This window comes from Streptomyces kryoterrae (genome assembly GCF_054072135.1).
This window is the reverse complement of the sequence record NZ_CM133358.1, coordinates 9,119,296-9,135,935: the sequence shown is the minus strand read 5'-3', so window position 1 is coordinate 9,135,935 and position 16,640 is coordinate 9,119,296. Positions and strand designations below refer to the sequence as shown.

General features: G+C 68.5%; 17 protein-coding genes and 2 pseudogenes. 8 read left to right on the top strand and 11 right to left on the bottom strand.

What is annotated here, in order from left to right; genetic code table 11:
• Positions 1 to 301: 301 nt before the first annotated feature.
• Entirely contained in the window at positions 302 to 493 is a 192-nt protein-coding gene (locus ACW4TU_RS40675; RefSeq protein WP_457421807.1) for a transposase, read from the top strand.
• Between the two features lie 90 nt (positions 494 to 583).
• Here the strand turns inward: ACW4TU_RS40675 and ACW4TU_RS40670 are convergent, their stop codons facing one another.
• Both ACW4TU_RS40670 and ACW4TU_RS40665 read right to left on the bottom strand, forming a co-directional pair.
• A complete protein-coding gene (locus ACW4TU_RS40670; RefSeq protein ID WP_457421805.1) occupies positions 584 to 748 on the bottom strand; it encodes a hypothetical protein in 165 nt (54 codons plus the stop codon).
• A gap of 377 nt (positions 749 to 1,125) precedes the next feature.
• Complete coding sequence (locus tag ACW4TU_RS40665) at positions 1,126 to 1,413, bottom strand: hypothetical protein (RefSeq protein WP_457421803.1); 288 nt, start codon at positions 1,411 to 1,413, stop codon at positions 1,126 to 1,128.
• Positions 1,414 to 1,544: 131 nt separating this feature from the next.
• Between ACW4TU_RS40665 and ACW4TU_RS40660 the strand changes: the two genes are divergently transcribed.
• Together ACW4TU_RS40660 and ACW4TU_RS40655 are read left to right on the top strand one after the other, a co-directional pair.
• Entirely contained in the window at positions 1,545 to 1,766 is a 222-nt protein-coding gene (locus ACW4TU_RS40660) for a hypothetical protein (protein WP_457421801.1), read from the top strand.
• Between the two features lie 368 nt (positions 1,767 to 2,134).
• Positions 2,135 to 2,761, top strand: a complete 627-nt coding sequence (locus tag ACW4TU_RS40655; protein ID WP_457421799.1) for a TRADD-N-associated membrane domain-containing protein — start codon at positions 2,135 to 2,137, stop codon at positions 2,759 to 2,761.
• A gap of 221 nt (positions 2,762 to 2,982) precedes the next feature.
• Here the strand turns inward: ACW4TU_RS40655 and ACW4TU_RS40650 are convergent, their stop codons facing one another.
• Together ACW4TU_RS40650 and ACW4TU_RS40645 are read right to left on the bottom strand one after the other, a co-directional pair.
• Positions 2,983 to 3,459: a hypothetical protein gene (locus ACW4TU_RS40650; RefSeq protein WP_457421797.1), complete on the bottom strand. Its 477-nt coding sequence runs from the start codon at positions 3,457 to 3,459 to the stop codon at positions 2,983 to 2,985.
• Positions 3,460 to 3,855: 396 nt separating this feature from the next.
• Positions 3,856 to 4,650 (bottom strand): annotated as a pseudogene (locus tag ACW4TU_RS40645) (IS5 family transposase); the annotation flags it as partial.
• Between the two features lie 377 nt (positions 4,651 to 5,027).
• On the opposite strand from ACW4TU_RS40645, the gene ACW4TU_RS40640 reads away from it, so the two are divergent.
• Entirely contained in the window at positions 5,028 to 6,890 is a 1,863-nt protein-coding gene (locus ACW4TU_RS40640; RefSeq protein WP_457421795.1) for an ATP-dependent nuclease, read from the top strand.
• A gap of 70 nt (positions 6,891 to 6,960) precedes the next feature.
• On the opposite strand, the gene ACW4TU_RS40635 is transcribed toward ACW4TU_RS40640, so the two are convergent.
• Entirely contained in the window at positions 6,961 to 7,188 is a 228-nt protein-coding gene (locus ACW4TU_RS40635; RefSeq protein ID WP_457421793.1) for a hypothetical protein, read from the bottom strand.
• Between the two features lie 87 nt (positions 7,189 to 7,275).
• Here ACW4TU_RS40635 and ACW4TU_RS40630 point away from each other — a divergent pair.
• Positions 7,276 to 8,512, top strand: a pseudogene (locus ACW4TU_RS40630) (IS3 family transposase).
• A gap of 357 nt (positions 8,513 to 8,869) precedes the next feature.
• Positions 8,870 to 10,111 carry an IS256 family transposase gene (locus tag ACW4TU_RS40625; RefSeq protein WP_457421791.1) on the top strand — a complete coding sequence of 414 codons (1,242 nt, stop codon included), beginning with the start codon at positions 8,870 to 8,872 and terminating at the stop codon, positions 10,109 to 10,111.
• Between the two features lie 4 nt (positions 10,112 to 10,115).
• On the opposite strand, the gene ACW4TU_RS40620 is transcribed toward ACW4TU_RS40625, so the two are convergent.
• The 3 genes from ACW4TU_RS40620 to ACW4TU_RS40610 form a co-directional block, all read right to left on the bottom strand.
• Positions 10,116 to 10,283 carry a hypothetical protein gene (locus tag ACW4TU_RS40620; RefSeq protein WP_457421789.1) on the bottom strand — a complete coding sequence of 56 codons (168 nt, stop codon included), beginning with the start codon at positions 10,281 to 10,283 and terminating at the stop codon, positions 10,116 to 10,118.
• A gap of 209 nt (positions 10,284 to 10,492) precedes the next feature.
• The gene (locus ACW4TU_RS40615) at positions 10,493 to 10,621 is read right to left on the bottom strand and encodes a hypothetical protein (RefSeq protein ID WP_457421787.1); all 129 of its coding nucleotides are present in this window, start codon (positions 10,619 to 10,621) and stop codon (positions 10,493 to 10,495) included.
• 910 nt (positions 10,622 to 11,531) lie between these two features.
• Entirely contained in the window at positions 11,532 to 12,098 is a 567-nt protein-coding gene (locus ACW4TU_RS40610; RefSeq protein WP_457421785.1) for an Rv1733c family protein, read from the bottom strand.
• Between the two features lie 213 nt (positions 12,099 to 12,311).
• Here ACW4TU_RS40610 and ACW4TU_RS40605 point away from each other — a divergent pair, with 213 nt between their 5' ends.
• Together ACW4TU_RS40605 and ACW4TU_RS40600 are read left to right on the top strand one after the other, a co-directional pair.
• Positions 12,312 to 13,397 carry a WD40/YVTN/BNR-like repeat-containing protein gene (locus tag ACW4TU_RS40605; RefSeq protein ID WP_457421783.1) on the top strand — a complete coding sequence of 362 codons (1,086 nt, stop codon included), beginning with the start codon at positions 12,312 to 12,314 and terminating at the stop codon, positions 13,395 to 13,397.
• A gap of 119 nt (positions 13,398 to 13,516) precedes the next feature.
• Entirely contained in the window at positions 13,517 to 13,924 is a 408-nt protein-coding gene (locus ACW4TU_RS40600; RefSeq protein ID WP_457421781.1) for a helix-turn-helix domain-containing protein, read from the top strand.
• 311 nt (positions 13,925 to 14,235) lie between these two features.
• On the opposite strand, the gene ACW4TU_RS40595 is transcribed toward ACW4TU_RS40600, so the two are convergent.
• The 3 genes from ACW4TU_RS40595 to ACW4TU_RS40585 are packed head-to-tail and all read right to left on the bottom strand — an operon-like array spanning position 14,236 to position 16,639.
• Positions 14,236 to 14,736 carry a flavin reductase family protein gene (locus ACW4TU_RS40595; protein ID WP_457421779.1) on the bottom strand — a complete coding sequence of 167 codons (501 nt, stop codon included), beginning with the start codon at positions 14,734 to 14,736 and terminating at the stop codon, positions 14,236 to 14,238.
• Complete coding sequence (locus ACW4TU_RS40590) at positions 14,733 to 15,233, bottom strand: NAD(P)H-dependent oxidoreductase (RefSeq protein WP_457421777.1); 501 nt, start codon at positions 15,231 to 15,233, stop codon at positions 14,733 to 14,735. The genes ACW4TU_RS40595 and ACW4TU_RS40590 overlap by 4 nt, the downstream gene beginning before the upstream one ends.
• Complete coding sequence (locus tag ACW4TU_RS40585; protein WP_457421775.1) at positions 15,230 to 16,639, bottom strand: MFS transporter; 1,410 nt, start codon at positions 16,637 to 16,639, stop codon at positions 15,230 to 15,232. Before ACW4TU_RS40585 ends, ACW4TU_RS40590 begins: the two co-directional genes overlap by 4 nt.
• Position 16,640: the final 1 nt, after the last annotated feature.

Below are 16,640 nucleotides of genomic sequence, written 5' to 3'. Positions count from 1 at the left end.
GCCTGGTTCACCCAGACCGTCTTCACGGTCCCCGCGACGATGCCGATGGCCGTCAGGACGAGCCCGTACTTGTGTTCCGCGGCGAGCCTGTGCCATCCCGCAGGCCCGCGCCACCACGACCTGCCGGGCGGCTGCGCGGAGGGCGGTACGTCGGCGGTGTCGCTCTCGTGCGGTGACTCCGTCGCCCGCGGGTTCCTCGAGCCGACGGCCTGCCTTGGTTCTGTCGTCAAAGTGATCTTGCGTTGTGGATCATGTTGGGGTGATACGTCGCCATGAACTGTCGGACGCTGAGTAGGAACTCGTGCAGCCGTTGCTGCCTCGGCCCGTGCTGGGGCGGCCGCGGCTGGGCGGCCGGACGATTCTGAACGGGATCGTGTGGAAGTTCCGGACCGGGGTCGCCTGGCGGGACGTGCCCGACCGGTACGGGTCGTGGGCCAGCCTCCACACCCGTTTCCGCAGGTGGGCTGCGGACGGAACCTTCGAGCGGATGTAAGCCGCCGTACATCGCTCCGTGCCCACGACGATGCTCGGGCAGTAACGTCAAGTCCACCGGGGACTTCACCGCCCCGTGCGGCTGGGGCAGCTATCCGGGCCGGACTTCGACGAGTTCCACGTCAGCGCAACCGGCATCCTCCAGGCGCTGCTTCTGTCTCTCCCCGCTCGCCGCGTCGTAAGCGACGGCCGATGCGCGATGCACTCCCTCAGGATCGGTCCAGGTGAGCCCAAAGTTGATCATGTTAATGGTCATGGGCTCATCATTGCCGCTGGCACTGACAGTACCTATTTCCGGCCGGGATCTATCCCGGTGGCCGGTTTGTCGTGCATGGTGTGCGAACGGCCCCTCACCCCCAGGTGGAGGCCCCTCGGACCCCGCCGCTTCCACCCGTGGCGGCGGGGCCCGCCGCGCCTCCCGGCTCCCCACGGGAGGCCTCGCGGCTGCCCGCGCGCGCCAGCTTCTCGGGGGTACGGGGCCACGGCGTCACAGGTCGTCGGTATCCAGCCCGAGGTCGGCCATGGGCTGGGTCGTGGTGACAACGTCGACAGGGTGGGCGCGGGAGTAGGCGGCGAGCGCCAGGGACAGCTTCGGCTCGGCCACGGAACCCACCTTGGCTGAGCGGAGACCACTCAGCAGTTGCCGTGTGATGCGCATGCGGCCCTGCACCGCAGGGAGCAGGCGCTGTGCTCGGCGAGTAGCTGACACGCCTCAGTGCGGCCGGGCTTCTCGACGAGCCCGCGCATCCTCTGCACCGGCCCCGCGCCCACGCAGATGATCACGCCGTAGGAGCTGGCCGTGTTCACGTCGAACGGGGAGGCCAGCACCGCGGGTACGTCGGGCGTCACCGCGGCGGCGAGCAGGGGCAGCGCCGTGCCCTGCCGGACGTGCCTGGCTGTCGCCCGGGGCGAGCCGCCCAACTCTCCGGCGGCGGCTGAGGCGTTGCCTGCCAGCGAGCCCGTTCTGCCCGAGCGCCCCGCTGCCGTCCATCTGCCGCAGGAGCACCGAGGGCGAGCGGTGGTGTAAGGAAGGCGACATCCTCTCCCACGGCATGGCCCTTCTCGACTCGCACACCACCGTCCTCCCTGTCGGCCCCCACCGCATGCTGGCACTGGGGCCGACTCCCCTCTACGGCCGCCTCGCCAAGTCTGAGGTCGACAAGATGAACGTGCTGCAGATCAAAGCCGCCCGCGAATACGTGTACACCCGCCCGAACAGCTCCCTCGCCGCGACAGTCCGAGAAGAAGCCACCTCAAGATTACCGAGGCTATAGATCAGGCACCTGTTCCTCGAGCGCCTGGCGGTCGATGTCCGCGTACGCAGTGCCCTCCTGCGCGCTCTGCCGGCATGGTCGGTTCAGCCTCTGTGTGGCCGCAGTTGGCTGGTCACGTGCTGGGCGGGAAGATGACGGGCTGCCACACTCGCCCGGTTGAACTGATCACTGCACGGCCGTGGCGCCGTATGCAGAAGTCCAGGGGGTTCCTTGCCGAGCGCACGCACAACCGGCGGCCGCTACCGCAGAACAAGCTCCCCGCCGTCCCTTCTCCCTTTGTTGAGCGTTGCGGCTGCGGTGATCCTGGCCATCGGCAATGGCGGCGTGGACGCGTGCCGTTATGGCTGTGGATCCTGATAGGCGTCACAGTGACTGCGGTCTCGGGGGTCGCGATCTACCTGCTGGTCAAACAGATCCGCCGGGAAGATCTCCAATTGCAGGCGGCCGAAGAGGCGACCGAGCCGCAGAAGGAGATCGACGCGCAGAAGCTCGCGGACCTCAAGACCGTCACGCCCCTGGCCACGCTTCTGGAGCTCAACCAGTCCCAGATCGACGAATACCACCGGATCGCCACCGATCAAGCCGACCGGTCCTTCCTGTCCTCGCAACGGGCGATGGCGTTGGGCCTGCTGGTGATCGTGGGCTGCTTCGCAGCCGGCCTGTACTTCGCCAACGGCCAGACCAAGGTCTTCGTCGCCGCCATCGCAGGGGTCGCCGCGGCGCTCTCCGCCTTCCTCAACCGCACCTATCTGCAGATGTACGGGCAGACCCTGAGCCAGCTCAACCGCTACTTCGAGCAGCCGGTCCTGACCGGCTACTACCTGACCGCGGAGCGCCTGGCCCAGAACCTGGGCGAGGACCCCGAGAGCGAAATGCGCCGCCGCATCATCGACCAGGTCCTGGAAGCCAGTGCCCGGATGAACAACGGCGCCTCCGTCGAAGAACCACCACCGGCCAAGCGGCAGAAGAAGAAGAGCGCCGCAGCGACCGAGTAGGCCGCATCACCCACCTCGCCTCCGGCGTCGTCGACACCGAGTTCCGGGCCGCCAACAGGGATGACCTCCGACATGAGACCCCGGGCCGTCGCGGCCGGACACCAAGGTGCAGAGCCACGTGGAACACGTCCAGGAGCGCCGCCAGGGTGCCCGGCGAGGCGGTCGTGACCACGACGGGGTCGGCGCCGTCGCAGCTGGTGAGAGCGGCATGCACGTGCGTGTTACGCACCGTCGTCGATGTGCAGCGTCCAGCGAGACGTGAAGCCGCTGTGAGATCCGAGCCGGGTGGCAAGTCCGCGCAGCGCCGCGTAGCCGTCGTCGCGTTCATCAGTGATGCTTGCGCAGAGCAGTTGTTCGCAGGGATCGACGAGGTGGGCTCGGACAAGGGCAGGTCCATCGCGGTCCACCGTGCTTGCCCACCAGTCACAGCCAGTCCGGGTGAGTGTGACGAGCTGAGCTGCGTCTTCTCCTGCATGCTGGCCGGTGTCGCGGGCGTGGTGGATGGCCAGGCCGGCGCGACGCAGTTCCCGCGCGAGAATGCCGAAGCTGTGGGCCGGGGTGTCGGCGAGCCGGTCGCGTGCTGCGCGGGCCAGCTCGGAGAAGGCATAGGACTTGAAGTCAGAGAGGCTGGTGGCAAGGAGGCTTCGGACTTCGTCCGTGCCGAAGAGTTCCGCGACCCGATCAGTGCTCGATCTCATGGTGCTCTTTCTTATCGGCCCCGCGCCGGTCACCACCGTCCTCCGCGACCAGCCCTCGCACAACACTGAGTGATGTGACCGTAGCCACAGCACGGGGAGGGAGGGCGTTGAGCCGGCCGTCAGGCTGCGCACATCGGGTCCGCCGTCGATGAATGGCTGGACGGGCGGGCCCGGTTGGACCGCACCCACTCATTCGGCTTATCCGTACGGTTCTTCCACCTCGGTCGACGGGGTCCGCCGCAGCCCCCGAATGCATGCCAACTGGAAGTTGTGCCGGGCGATGGCGGCACGTCCCAGTTCCGTCTCCCAGGTCTCCCACACCACAACAGACGGCTCGCGCCGGGCCTGTTCCTCCATCACCTGACGCAACCGGCGGAAGGCTTCGTACAGGCCCTCAACCAGGAGTGATGCGAGGGTGACGGCGGCTTGGTAGGACTCGGCGGTCTTGTCGTAGCGGGTCGCGATGCCGCGCCACTGCTTCAGGCGGTTGAAGCACCGTTCCACCACGTTGCGGCGCTTGTAGAGCTGCTTGCCGAAGACCGGCGGGCGCCCGCCCCGGCTGCCGCGTCGGAGCCGGTTGCGGACCTGGTCGGCCCGCTCGGGAATGGTGTGGCCGATGTTGCGCCGCCGCAGCCAGGTGCGGATGGCCCGGGACGCCCAGGCCGTGTGCGGGGCCGTCCCGGGCCGGTGCGGGGCACCCGTATCGCTTCCATCACGGCGGTGAACTGGGTGCAGTCGTTGGTGTTGCCGCCCGTGAGTGTGAAGGCGAGCGGGCGGCCGGCACCGTCGCAGGCCAGGTGGATTTTGCTGGTCAGTCCGCCTCGGGAGCGTCCGAGGCCGGGACTGCGGGCCCCCCTTTTCGGGCCCCGGCGGCGTGCTGGTGGGCGCGGACGATGGTGGAGTCGACCGACACCAGCCAGTCGATGTCCCCGGACGCGTCGGCGTGCGCCTGGGCGGCCCGGAGCATGCGCTCGAAGGTGCGTCCAGCGCCCACCGGTGAAAGCGGGTGTGCAGGGTGGCCCACGGGCCGTACCGCTCGGGCACGTCCCGCCAGGCCGTCCCGGTACGGAACTTCCACACGATCCCGTTCAGCACCCTGCGGTCGTCCAGCCGCTTACGGTCCCGCAGCGACACCGGCAGCAGCGGCCCGACGAACTCCCACTCGGCATCGGACAGTTCATGGCGGCGTATCACCCCACCATGATCCACCACTCAAGATCTTTCGAAGACACGGCCTAGGGGCCACACAGAGCGGCTGGAAGACGGCGCAGAAGTCCGACTCGGGGTGTGGATCATGAACCAGAAGATCCGCCGCGCCAAGCTCACCACCGACAAACTCAAGCAGCTCGCCAACCTCGGACTCAACTGGGTGTAGCCGCAAAAGCCGCGCGGTTCCCACCCCTTTTTGGAAGAATGCCGGAGATGGAAATCCGAGGTGGCTCCCCTTGCGAGTATTGAGTGTCGGCTGTCGCGACTTCTTGTCGTGCGGCGATCTGCGTCTGGACTTGGCTGGTCAGCCCATTGTCGTCACTGGCCCAAACGGCGCGGGTAAGTCCAACCTCGGCAGGGTGGTGGACCTGATCAGTACGGTCGTCGGGCACTACAGCGGCCACCCAGCAGCCGATCGGCTGGACCTGTACACCCAGGCAGGACGCTTCGGCGCCACATCCTTCCAGGCTGCCGTAAAGATCGAGCTTGATCAGTCCTGGGAACAAGAACTGGTTGCCGCCTTCGTCAAGGCTGCTTTCGTATGCGGGGCAGACAGCGCGTCCTCCCCCAGCCTGCCAACCCGAGCTCAACTGGACGCTGCCATACGCGACCAGCTCGATCCCGCATCGTTGTTCCCGCTGTGGACCGGCACCCTGCATGTGAACTACGACGCAGCCTGGAGCCAGCCGTGGTTCGCGGCCTGGGAGTTCACCCACGCCGACGCCACATGGCACATCCAGCTCGTAGGCGGGTCCAGCTTCCTGCGCCTGGGCCCGGCCGAAGCCCGAGGAAGGGTGCCTGCCCAGACCCGAAACTTCAGCCAATGGTGGCAGCAACGCCCCGCAGGCCTAGGAGACTTCACCAAGGTTCTTCCGCCGTCCCAAGTCGAGGCTCTGTCCTTTAGCGTGACACCACCGAATGACGGATCCAGCCCGCTGCCCGTCACACTGCTGGACCTGGCCGGCAGGCTGGGCACGCGCGACATCGACAACCGGTCCTTCGACTTCATCCACGTACTGGCCGCGATCCTGCGCCAAGGCATCGTGATCACCGACAACCGCCGTCTCCCGTTGGAACGACGCTTTTCCCACCAGGCCCTTCAGCGTCCTTTCGACTTGCGGGACGGCAGTGGAGCGGCCGGCGAGCTGTACCGGTGCAAGAACGGTCCTCTGGCGCTGCGTCAGCGTTATGCGCAGGCCAAGGAGTTGTTCACTGATCTGACCGGGCATGCGTTGGGTGTGCAGGCATCCCCGGATCCCGAGGAACCGGGCACGATGCTCATCGATGTCACCGTCGTCGACGGTGACCATGAAGTACCTATCGCCTTTGCCGGGGCCGGCATCCAGGAAGCGCTCCTGCTGAGCACCCTGCTCACCGGTAAGTCCGGCCGTGTCATCGTCCTCGATGAGCCCGCCGTTAACCTGGAGCCGACCCTCCAGCGCCGCCTCATGCCGGTACTCAGCTCCCGTGCCCAGTGCATCGTGATCACTCACAGCGCCGATCTGGTGCCCGCCAGCACCCCTGCGGATCTTTCCCGCATCGTGCGGTTGGCCCCTCACCCGTCAGGTACGCGGGTCTTTCGCACACCCCAGGATCTGTCTGTACAGGAGCGGACCAGATGGCTGCAGCGTCTGGGTACAACGGAGGCCCGGGCTCTGCTGTTCGGCGCCGGAGTCATCCTGTGTGAAGGCGCCACCGAAACCGGCGCTCTGGGCCTGTGGTGGGACAGCACCCACTGTCCCGAATGGGGCCCCCTCAGTGCCGCCAACATCTGCCTGATGAAGGTCGACGGGGACACGGCCTTCCACGGCTACATCGACTATCTCGAAGCCTTCGGCATCCCCTGGGCAATCGTCGCAGACGGTCCCGCACTCAGCCACGGCAGCCGCCTGTACGAACACCTCACAGCCAAGAACCTTCTCCCAGACGGCCAGCCGGACCCCAGCGACACATTCACCCACTGGAAGGACTACTGGGAGGAAGCAGGCGTGTTCACCTTCGCCCACGAATTCGGCACCGACGGCAACAAGGGCGGCGAATTCGAAGCCCTGCTCACCGAGCTCGATCCCGAACTGTACGAACAGGCCAGAAAGGAGCACGGCCGCAGCAAGCCACGCGTCGGCTCCCACTTCGCAGCCCACCACTCCAACCCACCAACCCCCGTCACCGACCTCTACCGACAGATCCGGGAACATCTGGATCCCGGGACTGGCAGACAGTGACCAGTCGCCTGTCGTAGCAGGAGCCGCAGGCCGGGCAGCGTGAACGCCCGGAGCAGCACCTCGTCGGGCATCATGGGCGCGGGAGCCTCCACAGCTCGGTACACGCGCGGGCCTGGTCTGCGGGGATCTCACGGACCAGGTGGTAGAGGTTCTCGAAGTACTCCTGCCAGCGGTTCGGATCCGGCATGGCGTTGCCCGCCCTCTTGGCCCGCTCCGCTTCCACCAGCGGCCGCATCCCTTCCCACACCGAGACCACCGACCCGCCCAGGTACCCGGAGACAGGCTCGATGTCGACCACACCATGCGCGACCAGGGGGCCTCCCCCTGAGTGGTGGACACGCTGATACTGGATCTGCTTGATCCGGAGGAAGCGAGAAGACCGCCGATGGCGATGAAGGACTATTCGGACGAGTTCAAGGCCGATGCCGTGGCCCTGTACGAGTCGACACCCGGGGCGATCTACAAGAGCATCGCCGCTGACCTGGGCGTCAACGGGCCACTCTGCGGGAGTGGGTGCTGCGGGACCGCGAACGACGTGGGATCACCGCCGCGGCTGCAAAGCCGACCGCCCAACGTGAGGAGGCGGTGCCGTCCGCTGATCCGGACGAGCGGGTGCGGCAGTTGGAGGCCCGGGTTGCCGAGCTCGAGGCAAGTGAGCGCAAGCTCGCCACCGAGCGGGACATCCTCCGCAAGGCGGCCAAGTATTTCGCCGGAGAGACGAACTGGTGATCAGCCGCTTCCAGTTCGTTGACGACCACCGGGACACCTACGAGGTGAAGCGGCTCTGCCAGGTCCTGGACGTGAACCGGTCCAGCTACTACAAGTGGCTCGCCGGCGCCGATGCCCGGGCCACCCGGCAGCACAAGGACCGGGTCCTGGCCGAGGAGATCCGTGAGGTCCACGGCGAGTCCGGCGGCGCCTACGGCTCCCCACGCGTGACCGCCGAGCTCCGCGCGAAAGGGCGGCGGGTCAACGAAAAGCGGGTCGCCCGGATCATGCGGACGTTCTTCATCACCGGTATCCGCCTGCGCAGACGCGTGCGCACCACCGTCGCGGACCCGGCAGCCTCACCGGTTGCGGACCTGTTCCAGCGGGACTTCACCGCCACCGAACCCGGCCTGAAATACATGGGCGACATCACGTATCTCCCGCTCGCAGGCGGGGAGTTCCTCTATCTCGCGACCGTGCTGGACTGCTTCAGCCGCAAGATCGTCGGCTGGTCCATCGCCGGCCACATGCGCACCGACCTGGTCGCCGACGCGCTGCGGATGGCGGCCTCTACCCGCGGCGGCCTGGACGCCGCCGTGTTCCACTCCGACCACGGGGCCCAGTACGGCTCCCGGGCCTTCAGGGATCTCTGCGACCAGCTCGGGGTCACCCGGTCGATGGGCGCGGTCGGCACCAGCGCGGACAACGCGGCCTGCGAAAGTTTCCACGCGTCCCTGAAGCGCGAGACCCTCCAGGGCGCCCGCGACTACGGTGACGCCGGCACCTGCAGAAAGACGGTATTTGCCTGGCTGACCCGCTACAACACCCGCCGTCGGCACTCCGCCAACGGCCACCTCAGCCCCAACGAATACGAACACCGACACCGCACCGCTAAACTCACGCTCGCCGCGTGATCAATAACCGCGTGCCCACCTTCACGGGGGAAGGCCCAACCTGATGCCGCCGCAACGCCGGTGGCGGGTGAAGTCGCGGATGCTGAAGAGATACAGCAAGTACCCCTTCAACCGGAACCGCCACCCGCGAACGGCTCAGAAGTACACCCTCCACACCGAAGTGATCCCTGACGGATGGGCCCCTTGACAACAACGCCGCCCGGCAAAAGCAACGGTGTTGCCTTGACGTGGTGTAGCCGATCAAGGTGAGGGAGTGCGCCGGGGGCGTATGCCAATGGGTTTTCGCTCCCTGCCCGCAAGGTGGGCCATCGTGCAACTCTCCGTAGTGAACGGGCAGTTCAACGCGGGAGGTGCAGGATGGCCCTGTCTCAGCATGACTTACTCCGGCTGCTTGAGTCACTACGTTCGGCGGACGGGCTCGAACTCGTCCGCCATGTGTCCGAGCGGATGCTCCAGGAGCTGATCGAGGCCGAGGTCACGATCCGGATCGGCGCAGAGTGGAACGAGCACACCGACACACGCACCGCGCTTCGCAACGGCCACCGCGACAAGACGCTCAGCACCCAGGCCGGCGACCTGGACCTCGCCATCCCCAAACTGCGGTCGGGCAGCTTCTTCCCCGCTCTGCTGGAGCGGCGCCGCCGCATCGACCAGGCCCTGTATGCCGTCATCATGGAGGCTTACGTCCACGGCGTGTCCACGCGGTCGGTCGACGACCTGGTCAAGGCACTCGGCGCGGACACCGGGATCTCCAAAAGCGAGGTCTCCCGGATCTGCCAGGACCTGGACGGCCAGTTGACCGCGTTCCGCGGCCGGCCCCTGGATCATGTCCGGTTCCCGTACGTGTATCTGGACGCGACCTACTGCAAGGCGAGGGTCGAGCACCAGATCGTCTCGCGGGCCGTGGTGATCGCCACCGGGATCACCGAGGACGGCGGCCGCGAGGTGCTGGGAGTGATGGTCGGCGACAGCGAGACCGAGGTGTTCTGGACCGAGTTCCTGCGTCACCTGCGCGAACGCGGTCTGACCGGGGTCCGGCTCGTCATCGGCGACCACCACCTGGGGCTGGTCAAAGCCATCCGCAAGGTCATGCTCGGGGCCGCCTACCAGCGCTGTCGCGTTCGCTTCCTGCGCAACGTGTTCAGCGTGATCAACAAGGAAGCGGCCGAGATGGCCGCCGCCACGATCCGCACGATCTTCGCCCAGCCCACCACCGACGCGGTCCGAACCCAGCTCGGCACCGTCGCCGACATGCTCGGCACACAGTTTCCCAAGGTCAAAGACATGCTGCTGGAGGCGAAGGACGACCTCACTGCCTTCGCTGCCTTCCCCGAGCGACATTGGAAGAAGATCCAGTCCACGAACCCGCTGGAGCGGATCAACCGCGAGGTCAAGCGCCGCACCGACGTCGTCCAGGTCTTCCCCAACGACGACGCGCTCCTGCGGCTGGTCACCGCCGTGCTCTTCGAACTGCACGACGAGTGGATCGCCTTCCCCCGCCGCTACCTGCCCGAGGGAAGCATGGATCAGCTCTACCCCGCCGAGCGACCCGAAAGCGCCCCCGCACTACCCAACACCACCAACACGACCGCCGGATGATCGGCTACACCACGACAAGGGACACGACCTCGACGGCGGCTTGTTCGTCGTCGGCCAGCGGGATCGCTGCCCGCATGCGTTGGAGATTGTCCTTCGCCTCGATGAGCTGGGCTTTGCTGAGTGTTTCGGCGTGTAGAGGTAGCAGCGGGCGCAGGCCGTGCGGTACGGACATTGCTCGAAGCAGGTGTAGTTGCACCAGCCGTGGCCGAGGTCAAAGTACTGCCAGGACTCACCCGGCGCGGCGGCGCTGGAGGTGACCGCGTCGCGGTCGACAAGGGCCTCGATCGTGCGGACGGCACTGGTGAAGTACCCGCGTCGTCGGGCTGATCTTCGCGTAAAAATGAACTGCGTGTTCTGCGGCGAGCAGTGGCCGAGCCAGGCTTACAGTTCGAACAGAGCCATCGGCTCCTTCGCGTTGTAGACCTGGCTGGCGATCGTGGACCGGGCCCGGCAGCTGGTGATGTTCCCACGCACGTCGGCGGCGGGGGCGCCAGCCTTGCGGCAGAGCATGGGGATGACGGTGTTGTTGGTGTAGGCGGAGGAAAACCTTCCGGGCCCGGGTGGCGAACAGCAGGTCCACCAGGTCGCCGGTGCGGCGGTCGGTGAGCTTCGGCTGCTCCGGACGGATCGCCTGCCACGCACCGAGAGCCTGACCGAGGATCGGATCGACCGGCTTGGTGAACGCGGTGCCGGTCTTGTACGTCGGCACGTCCAGCAGGCAGACCGCGTCGCGGGCCGGGACCTGGTCAGGGGCATCGGAAGTCCCCCTGCGTCGTCAGCTGGCGCAGGGGGGGCTGCTATTTTTCCAGCTCACAGCCTCTTACACGAGGCCTACACCCCCTCTTACGGGGCTCAATCTCAGGGAGTTCAGAGGGGGTTCGAAGCCCTTCAGGGAGTTCCCAGGGGGGTGCTGAACGACACATCGCGAAACACCGAGAAAGAACCAGAAAGACTAGATGGCCAGGTCACGGCCCAGATCCAGATCACAGCGAGGGCGCCAGAGCGATGCACGTTCGATACTGCAAGTACGCGACGAGCGACATCACGTACCGCTGATCCATCCCCCCTCCGGCGGCTGTACGAGGCGGCCCGCATCCGCCTCGTACAGCCGCCGTCGTCCTGCCGTGAGCCGCGCGCTCAACGGCCCGGCCCGCACGGGGGACGCACGGACGGTACCCGTGGTGGCGGAGCCGCCGGCCGACTCCGCCGAACCGGACGACCCGGGCCACTCGGTCTCGCACCTGGGCCCGGCCGCAGCCTCATCGGCCCCGGCCCCGCGCCGCAGACCCGTGAGCGGCGGCGTCCTCCGGGCCTGCCCAACGCGTACGGACGCGCCCCGCATCCGCTGTCGGCGCTCACGCACTGGGGGCGACGGGCCGCCGTCCTCCCGCTCCCCGTTCCCCGCTTCCCTCGGCACGGGTCAGCGTGTGTTGCGCCCCCACATCGGGTCGAACCGCTCCCACGCCTCGTCCCACTCCTCCATCCGCCGTCGCTCCAGACGGCCACGGAGGAGACGCCAGGCGACGTACGGCACGGTCGCCCCGCTCGCGCCCGCCAGGGCGCCGACCAGCGCGGCCCTGAGGCGGGCCTCGGACTCGGTGGCCGGCTTCGACACCAGGCGGCCCTGCGGATCCGTCCAGACCGTCGCCGGGCTGCCCGCGGTGCTGCCCGAGTCGACCCGGGCCTGACCGGTATGCCGGGTGCCGTCGGCGGCGCTCCAGCGGACCTTCGCCCACACCTTCTCGCTGCCGACGGTGCCGGGCGCGTCCTCCACGACCAGTGCCGTCACGGGACGCCACTCGGCGCGCTCCGTCGCCAGCCCCTGTTCGACGGAGTGGGTCGACACCAGGCCGACGAGGACTCCGGTGAGCACGATGAGTGCCCAGGTGGCCAGTACGGCCCAGCCCTCCACGGCATCCACCCGGCGCCTCAGCGGATTCCGCCGCCAACGCCACAGCCACACCCTGGGACCACGGAATGCCGCCATCGAAGGCATCCTCCTCACGCGCACACGGACATGCCCTGCCGTCCTCCCATACGCGCGATGTCCCGCCGCTGCTCACGGCCGGCCCGAGGTCTCCGTCACATCCCGCCGACAAACCGCTCCGACCTGCGACAACGCCGCTTCCAGAGGTGACTGTCAGTGGTGGGGTGCAGACTGGCCGATGACTGGACAAAGACGTCCCCGGAGGTGATCGGCATGACCGAGGTACTGCTCACGGTCGGCACGCGCAAAGGCCTGTTCATCGGGCACCGGCGCGGTGGCACGTGGGAGTTCGACGACAGCCCTTGTTTCAACGCGCAGGCCGTGTACTCGGTCGCGATCGACACCCGGCGTGAGACCCCGAGGCTGCTGGTCGGCGGTGACAGCGCCCACTGGGGGCCGTCGGTCTTCCACTCGGACGACCTGGGCCGGACGTGGACCGAACCGGCGCAGCCGGCGGTCAAGTTCCCGAAGGAGACGGGCGCCTCGCTGGAGCGTGTCTGGCAGCTCCACCCGTCGACGGCGGAAGCGGACGTGGTGTACGCGGGCACGGAGCCGGCGGCGCTGTACCGCTCCGAGGACCGCGGCGAGTCCTTCGAGTTGGTCCGCCCGCTGTGGGAACACCCCACCCGCTCCCGGTGGGTACCGGGCGGCGGCGGGGAGGGCCTGCACACGATCGTCACCGACGGGCGCGACCCGCGCGCGGTGACGGTCGCCGTCTCGACCGCCGGTGTGTTCCGCACGACCGACGGCGGCGCGAGCTGGGTCCCGTCCAACTCCGGTGTCTCCGCGGTGTTCCTGCCGGATCCGAACCCGGAGTTCGGCCAGTGCGTGCACAAGATCGCGAAGGACTCGGCCAACCCTGACCGGTTCTACCTCCAGAACCACTGGGGTGTGTACAGGAGCGACGACGCGGGCGGGCACTGGACGGACATCGGGGCCGGCCTCCCCTCGACGTTCGGTTTCGCGGTGGCGGCCCATCCACACCGCGGCGACACGGCGTATGTCTTCCCGATCAACGCCGACGCGGACCGTGTCCCCGCCGACCACCGGTGCCGGGTCTTCCGTACGGCGGACGCGGGCAAGAACTGGGAGCCCCTGTCGGCTGGCCTGCCCCAGGAGGACCACTACGGCACGGTGCTGCGCGACGCCCTGTGCACGGACGACGCGGACCCGGCGGGCGTCTACTTCGGCAACCGCAACGGCGAGGTGTACGCGTCGGCGGACGACGGCGACAGCTGGCAGCAGTTGGCGTCCCATCTGCCGGACGTGCTGTGCGTACGGGCCGCGGTGATCGACTGAGGCTCCGTCAAGGGAAGAAGCTGAAGCCCAACTGGCAGACCTGCAGGGGGTGGTGAGCGCGAGCGGGGTCGGCTCGCGCCTCGATCCGGCAACCGCGCAAGGAGCGAGGGCCGACCCTGGTGCGGCTCGCCGAGCGCGCCGGACTCCCGCATCCGTTCCGCAGCCGGCTTGAGCGCGGTCTGACCAGGCCGAGCATGCCCTCGTTGCACCGGATCGCCCGCGCCCTCGGCACCACCCGGCAAGCCCTCATGGCCACCGCGGCGGTGCCACGCCCCGGCACCCCGGCCGGGCCGGATCCGCGCACCTGGTGCGCTTCGGCGAGGGCCTGCCGGTGGTCGATCCCGGAGGCGCGGAGCGGATGCTGGGGGCCGCCCAATCCGCTACCCGGGCGGAACCGCCCACCGCCGGCGCGCCGTTGGCGACGCGGAGTCGATACGTCTTCTCACGGTCCAGAGCGCGTCAGAGGGCGCCGACCCGCACCACTCGTGAACCGGGGGATCACCTACGACGGGGTCGCAAGGTCCTGACGCCGCGACCCGGCCCGCTGCCGGTATGGCGTCGCCCGCACCCCGCGTTCCCGCAGGTGAACCGGCAGACCCGCGCGGAGAGTACAACGCTTCGTCCCGCTGTACGGATCAGCGGGAAACCGCGGGCGTGAGCTGTGAACCCGGCTGGAACATGTCCCGCACCCCGGGCACGAGTCGCCCGTCACAGTGCACCACGGGTACCGCCTTGTTGATCACGGCCACCGGCAACACCACGACGTCCGCGCCGTTCCGCGACTGACGAAGGCGGAAACCCGCTCGCGGCGGAAACGGCAGAGAGCGCCGTCATCGCGTCAGCACTCCAGCATCTTCAGCGTCTGTCGGTGCCAGACGAGCGGGTTGTGGTCGTCGTCCGTCAGCATGGTGAGCACGCGCAGCACGATGATGTCGTGGTCGCCGGCCGGGTAGCGGTGTTCGATGGCGCACTCCAGCCAGACCGGCGCACCCTGGAGGAAGATCGCGCCGGATTCCGCCTGGACCGTCTCGACGCCGGCGAACCGGTTCTCCTTGCTGGGGGACGCGAGTTGGCGGGTCTTGTCGCTGTGCTCCTCTCCCAGGACGGAGACCCCGATCGTGTCCGCGCGGGACAGCACCGGCCAGGTCGTCGAGGTGTGCTGCACCGCGAAGGAGACCATGGGCGGGTTGAGTGAGACTCCGACGGTGAACGACGAGACGATGATGACGGTGGGTTCGCCGTGGACGCGTGCCGAAACGGCCGCGACTCCGGAGGGGAATCCGGCGAACGCCTTCTTGACCTCGGCGTGATCCGAGGTGAAACCCTTCAGTGCGGTCATCGGACTGCTCCCGTTTTCGCGGCGTCGAGGACGATCGGACCCCACTGTCCGGCCCAGCGGGCGAGTGAGTCATCCGTCGTGCAGGTGGAGTCGAGCTGGTAGAGACCCTGTGCGGGACATGTCGCACCGAGTTCCACGAGCACTGGTTCGAGGGTGAGTTCGGGGGCGAGCGCGTGCCCAGGTCCGGCGCCGAGCATGAGGGGCGGCGCCACCTGGCCGGCGAGGCCGGTCGCTGTGGGGAACTGGTCGAGGAACAGCTTGAGCAGGCCGGTGCAGGTGCCCTTGTAGGTGGGGGATGCCGCGATCACGATGTCGGCGGACCCGACCCGCGCGACGGCCGCGGTGACGTCCGGGTCGCCCCAGCCGAGCAAGCCGGCTCCGAGGGAGGTGACTTCGACGATCTCGCAGTCGAGCCCGAGGGTTGTGGCGAGGCGTTCGGCGGCATCGCGGGTGCACGAACCTGCCTTGGGGTTTCCGACGACGGCGAAAGCCTTCATCCGGCGACTCCTGTGGGTAGCGCGGGCGATGCGGCGGACGCCGCGGAGAACCCGTCTCCGGGACGGTCGACCCGCAGGAGGACGGATGCGAGGAGACAGAGCAGTCCTACTGCGGCGAGGCCGCCGAGGGTCGCCGCGTAGCCGGTTGCGGCCAGGAGAACGGCGCAGACCGCGCTGCCCAGCACCGCGCCGAGTTGCTTGACGGCGTTGAAGGTTCCCGACGCCGCTCCGGCCTCGTCGGGAGCGACCGCGGTCATCGCCGCGATCGACAGAGGGGACCAGACGAACGAGTTGGCCACCCCGTACACCGCGAAGACGGCGGTCAGAACGGGGACCGGCGCGTCGGCGGCGACGAGCAGGGCCGACGCCCCGATGGACAGGACGAGCGCCACCGAGCCGATCACGGCGACCGCACGCGAGCCGATGCCGTTGTTGAGCCGGGCCGAGACCGGCGCGCCGAGCAGGCACACCACGCCCATCGGTACGAGGGTGAGAGCCGCCGCGCCGGGAGTCAGCCCGCGCTCCTGCTGGAGGTAGAGCATCAGGGGGATCATCGCCGAGCCGGAGCAGAAGGCCGCCGCGCCGCCACCCCAGGCAGCGGTGACGAACCCGCGGCTGTGCAGCAGGGCGACCGGCACGAGCGCGCGCTGTCCGTCGCGACGCTGCAGCCAGACCACGGCCACGACGACCAGCGCGCCGAAGGAAGCCAGCAGCCAGCGTGGCAGGCCCAGCACGTCGGCGCTCGCGGCATCCGTCCCCTGGATACCGAGCGCGAGTGCGCCGACGCCGGCCGCGTTGGCACAGATGGCCCACACCGGGATGCGCGCCTTCTGACGGGGGAGGGAGGGCACGAACGCCAGCACGGCGGCCATCGTGGCGACACCGACCGGGACGTTGACCCAGAACACGGCGGGCCAGCCGCCGACGGCGACGAGCAGGCCACCGACCAGCGGTCCGGCGGCCACCGCGGCTCCGCCGACCGCGCCCCAGGTGCCGAGCGCGGTGGCGAGGCGCGGCGGCTGGAACAGTGCCTTGATGATGGTGAGGCTCTGCGGTGTCATCAGCGCGGCACCGACGCCCTGGACCACCCGCCATCCGATGAGTGCCTCGACGCCGGGGGCCAGCGCACACAGCAGCGACCCGAGTGTGAAGGCCGCCAGACCGACCAGGAGGACGCGCCGGTGGCCGTAGCGGTCGCCCAGCCGGCCGGCGATGATCAGGGGTACCGCGCAGGCGATGAGGTAGCTGCTGTTGACCCAGATCGCGAGGGTCTCGCTGGTGTGCAGGCCGGTGATCAGCGCGGGCAGCGCGACCGAGGTGACGGTGCTGTCCAGCAGCAGCATGAAGAACCCCGCGCACAGACTGCCCAGGGCGAGCCAGTCGCGTCGCTCGCTCCCTGTGGTCATC

Bases quoted from the DNA above. Each gene is read 5' to 3' on its own strand.
- ACW4TU_RS40585 (WP_457421775.1), bottom strand. From the start codon at position 16,639: ATGACCACAGGGAGCGAGCGACGCGACTGGCTCGCCCTGGGCAGTCTG.
- ACW4TU_RS40670 (WP_457421805.1), bottom strand. From the start codon at position 748: ATGACCATTAACATGATCAACTTTGGGCTCACCTGGACCGATCCTGAG.
- ACW4TU_RS40625 (WP_457421791.1), top strand. From the start codon at position 8,870: ATGGCCCTGTCTCAGCATGACTTACTCCGGCTGCTTGAGTCACTACGT.
- ACW4TU_RS40620 (WP_457421789.1), bottom strand. From the start codon at position 10,283: ATGTCCGTACCGCACGGCCTGCGCCCGCTGCTACCTCTACACGCCGAA.
- ACW4TU_RS40595 (WP_457421779.1), bottom strand. From the start codon at position 14,736: ATGACCGCACTGAAGGGTTTCACCTCGGATCACGCCGAGGTCAAGAAG.
- ACW4TU_RS40650 (WP_457421797.1), bottom strand. From the start codon at position 3,459: ATGAGATCGAGCACTGATCGGGTCGCGGAACTCTTCGGCACGGACGAA.
- ACW4TU_RS40610 (WP_457421785.1), bottom strand. From the start codon at position 12,098: ATGGCGGCATTCCGTGGTCCCAGGGTGTGGCTGTGGCGTTGGCGGCGG.
- ACW4TU_RS40605 (WP_457421783.1), top strand. From the start codon at position 12,312: ATGACCGAGGTACTGCTCACGGTCGGCACGCGCAAAGGCCTGTTCATC.
- ACW4TU_RS40590 (WP_457421777.1), bottom strand. From the start codon at position 15,233: ATGAAGGCTTTCGCCGTCGTCGGAAACCCCAAGGCAGGTTCGTGCACC.
- ACW4TU_RS40615 (WP_457421787.1), bottom strand. From the start codon at position 10,621: ATGCTCTGCCGCAAGGCTGGCGCCCCCGCCGCCGACGTGCGTGGGAAC.
- ACW4TU_RS40660 (WP_457421801.1), top strand. From the start codon at position 1,545: ATGGCCCTTCTCGACTCGCACACCACCGTCCTCCCTGTCGGCCCCCAC.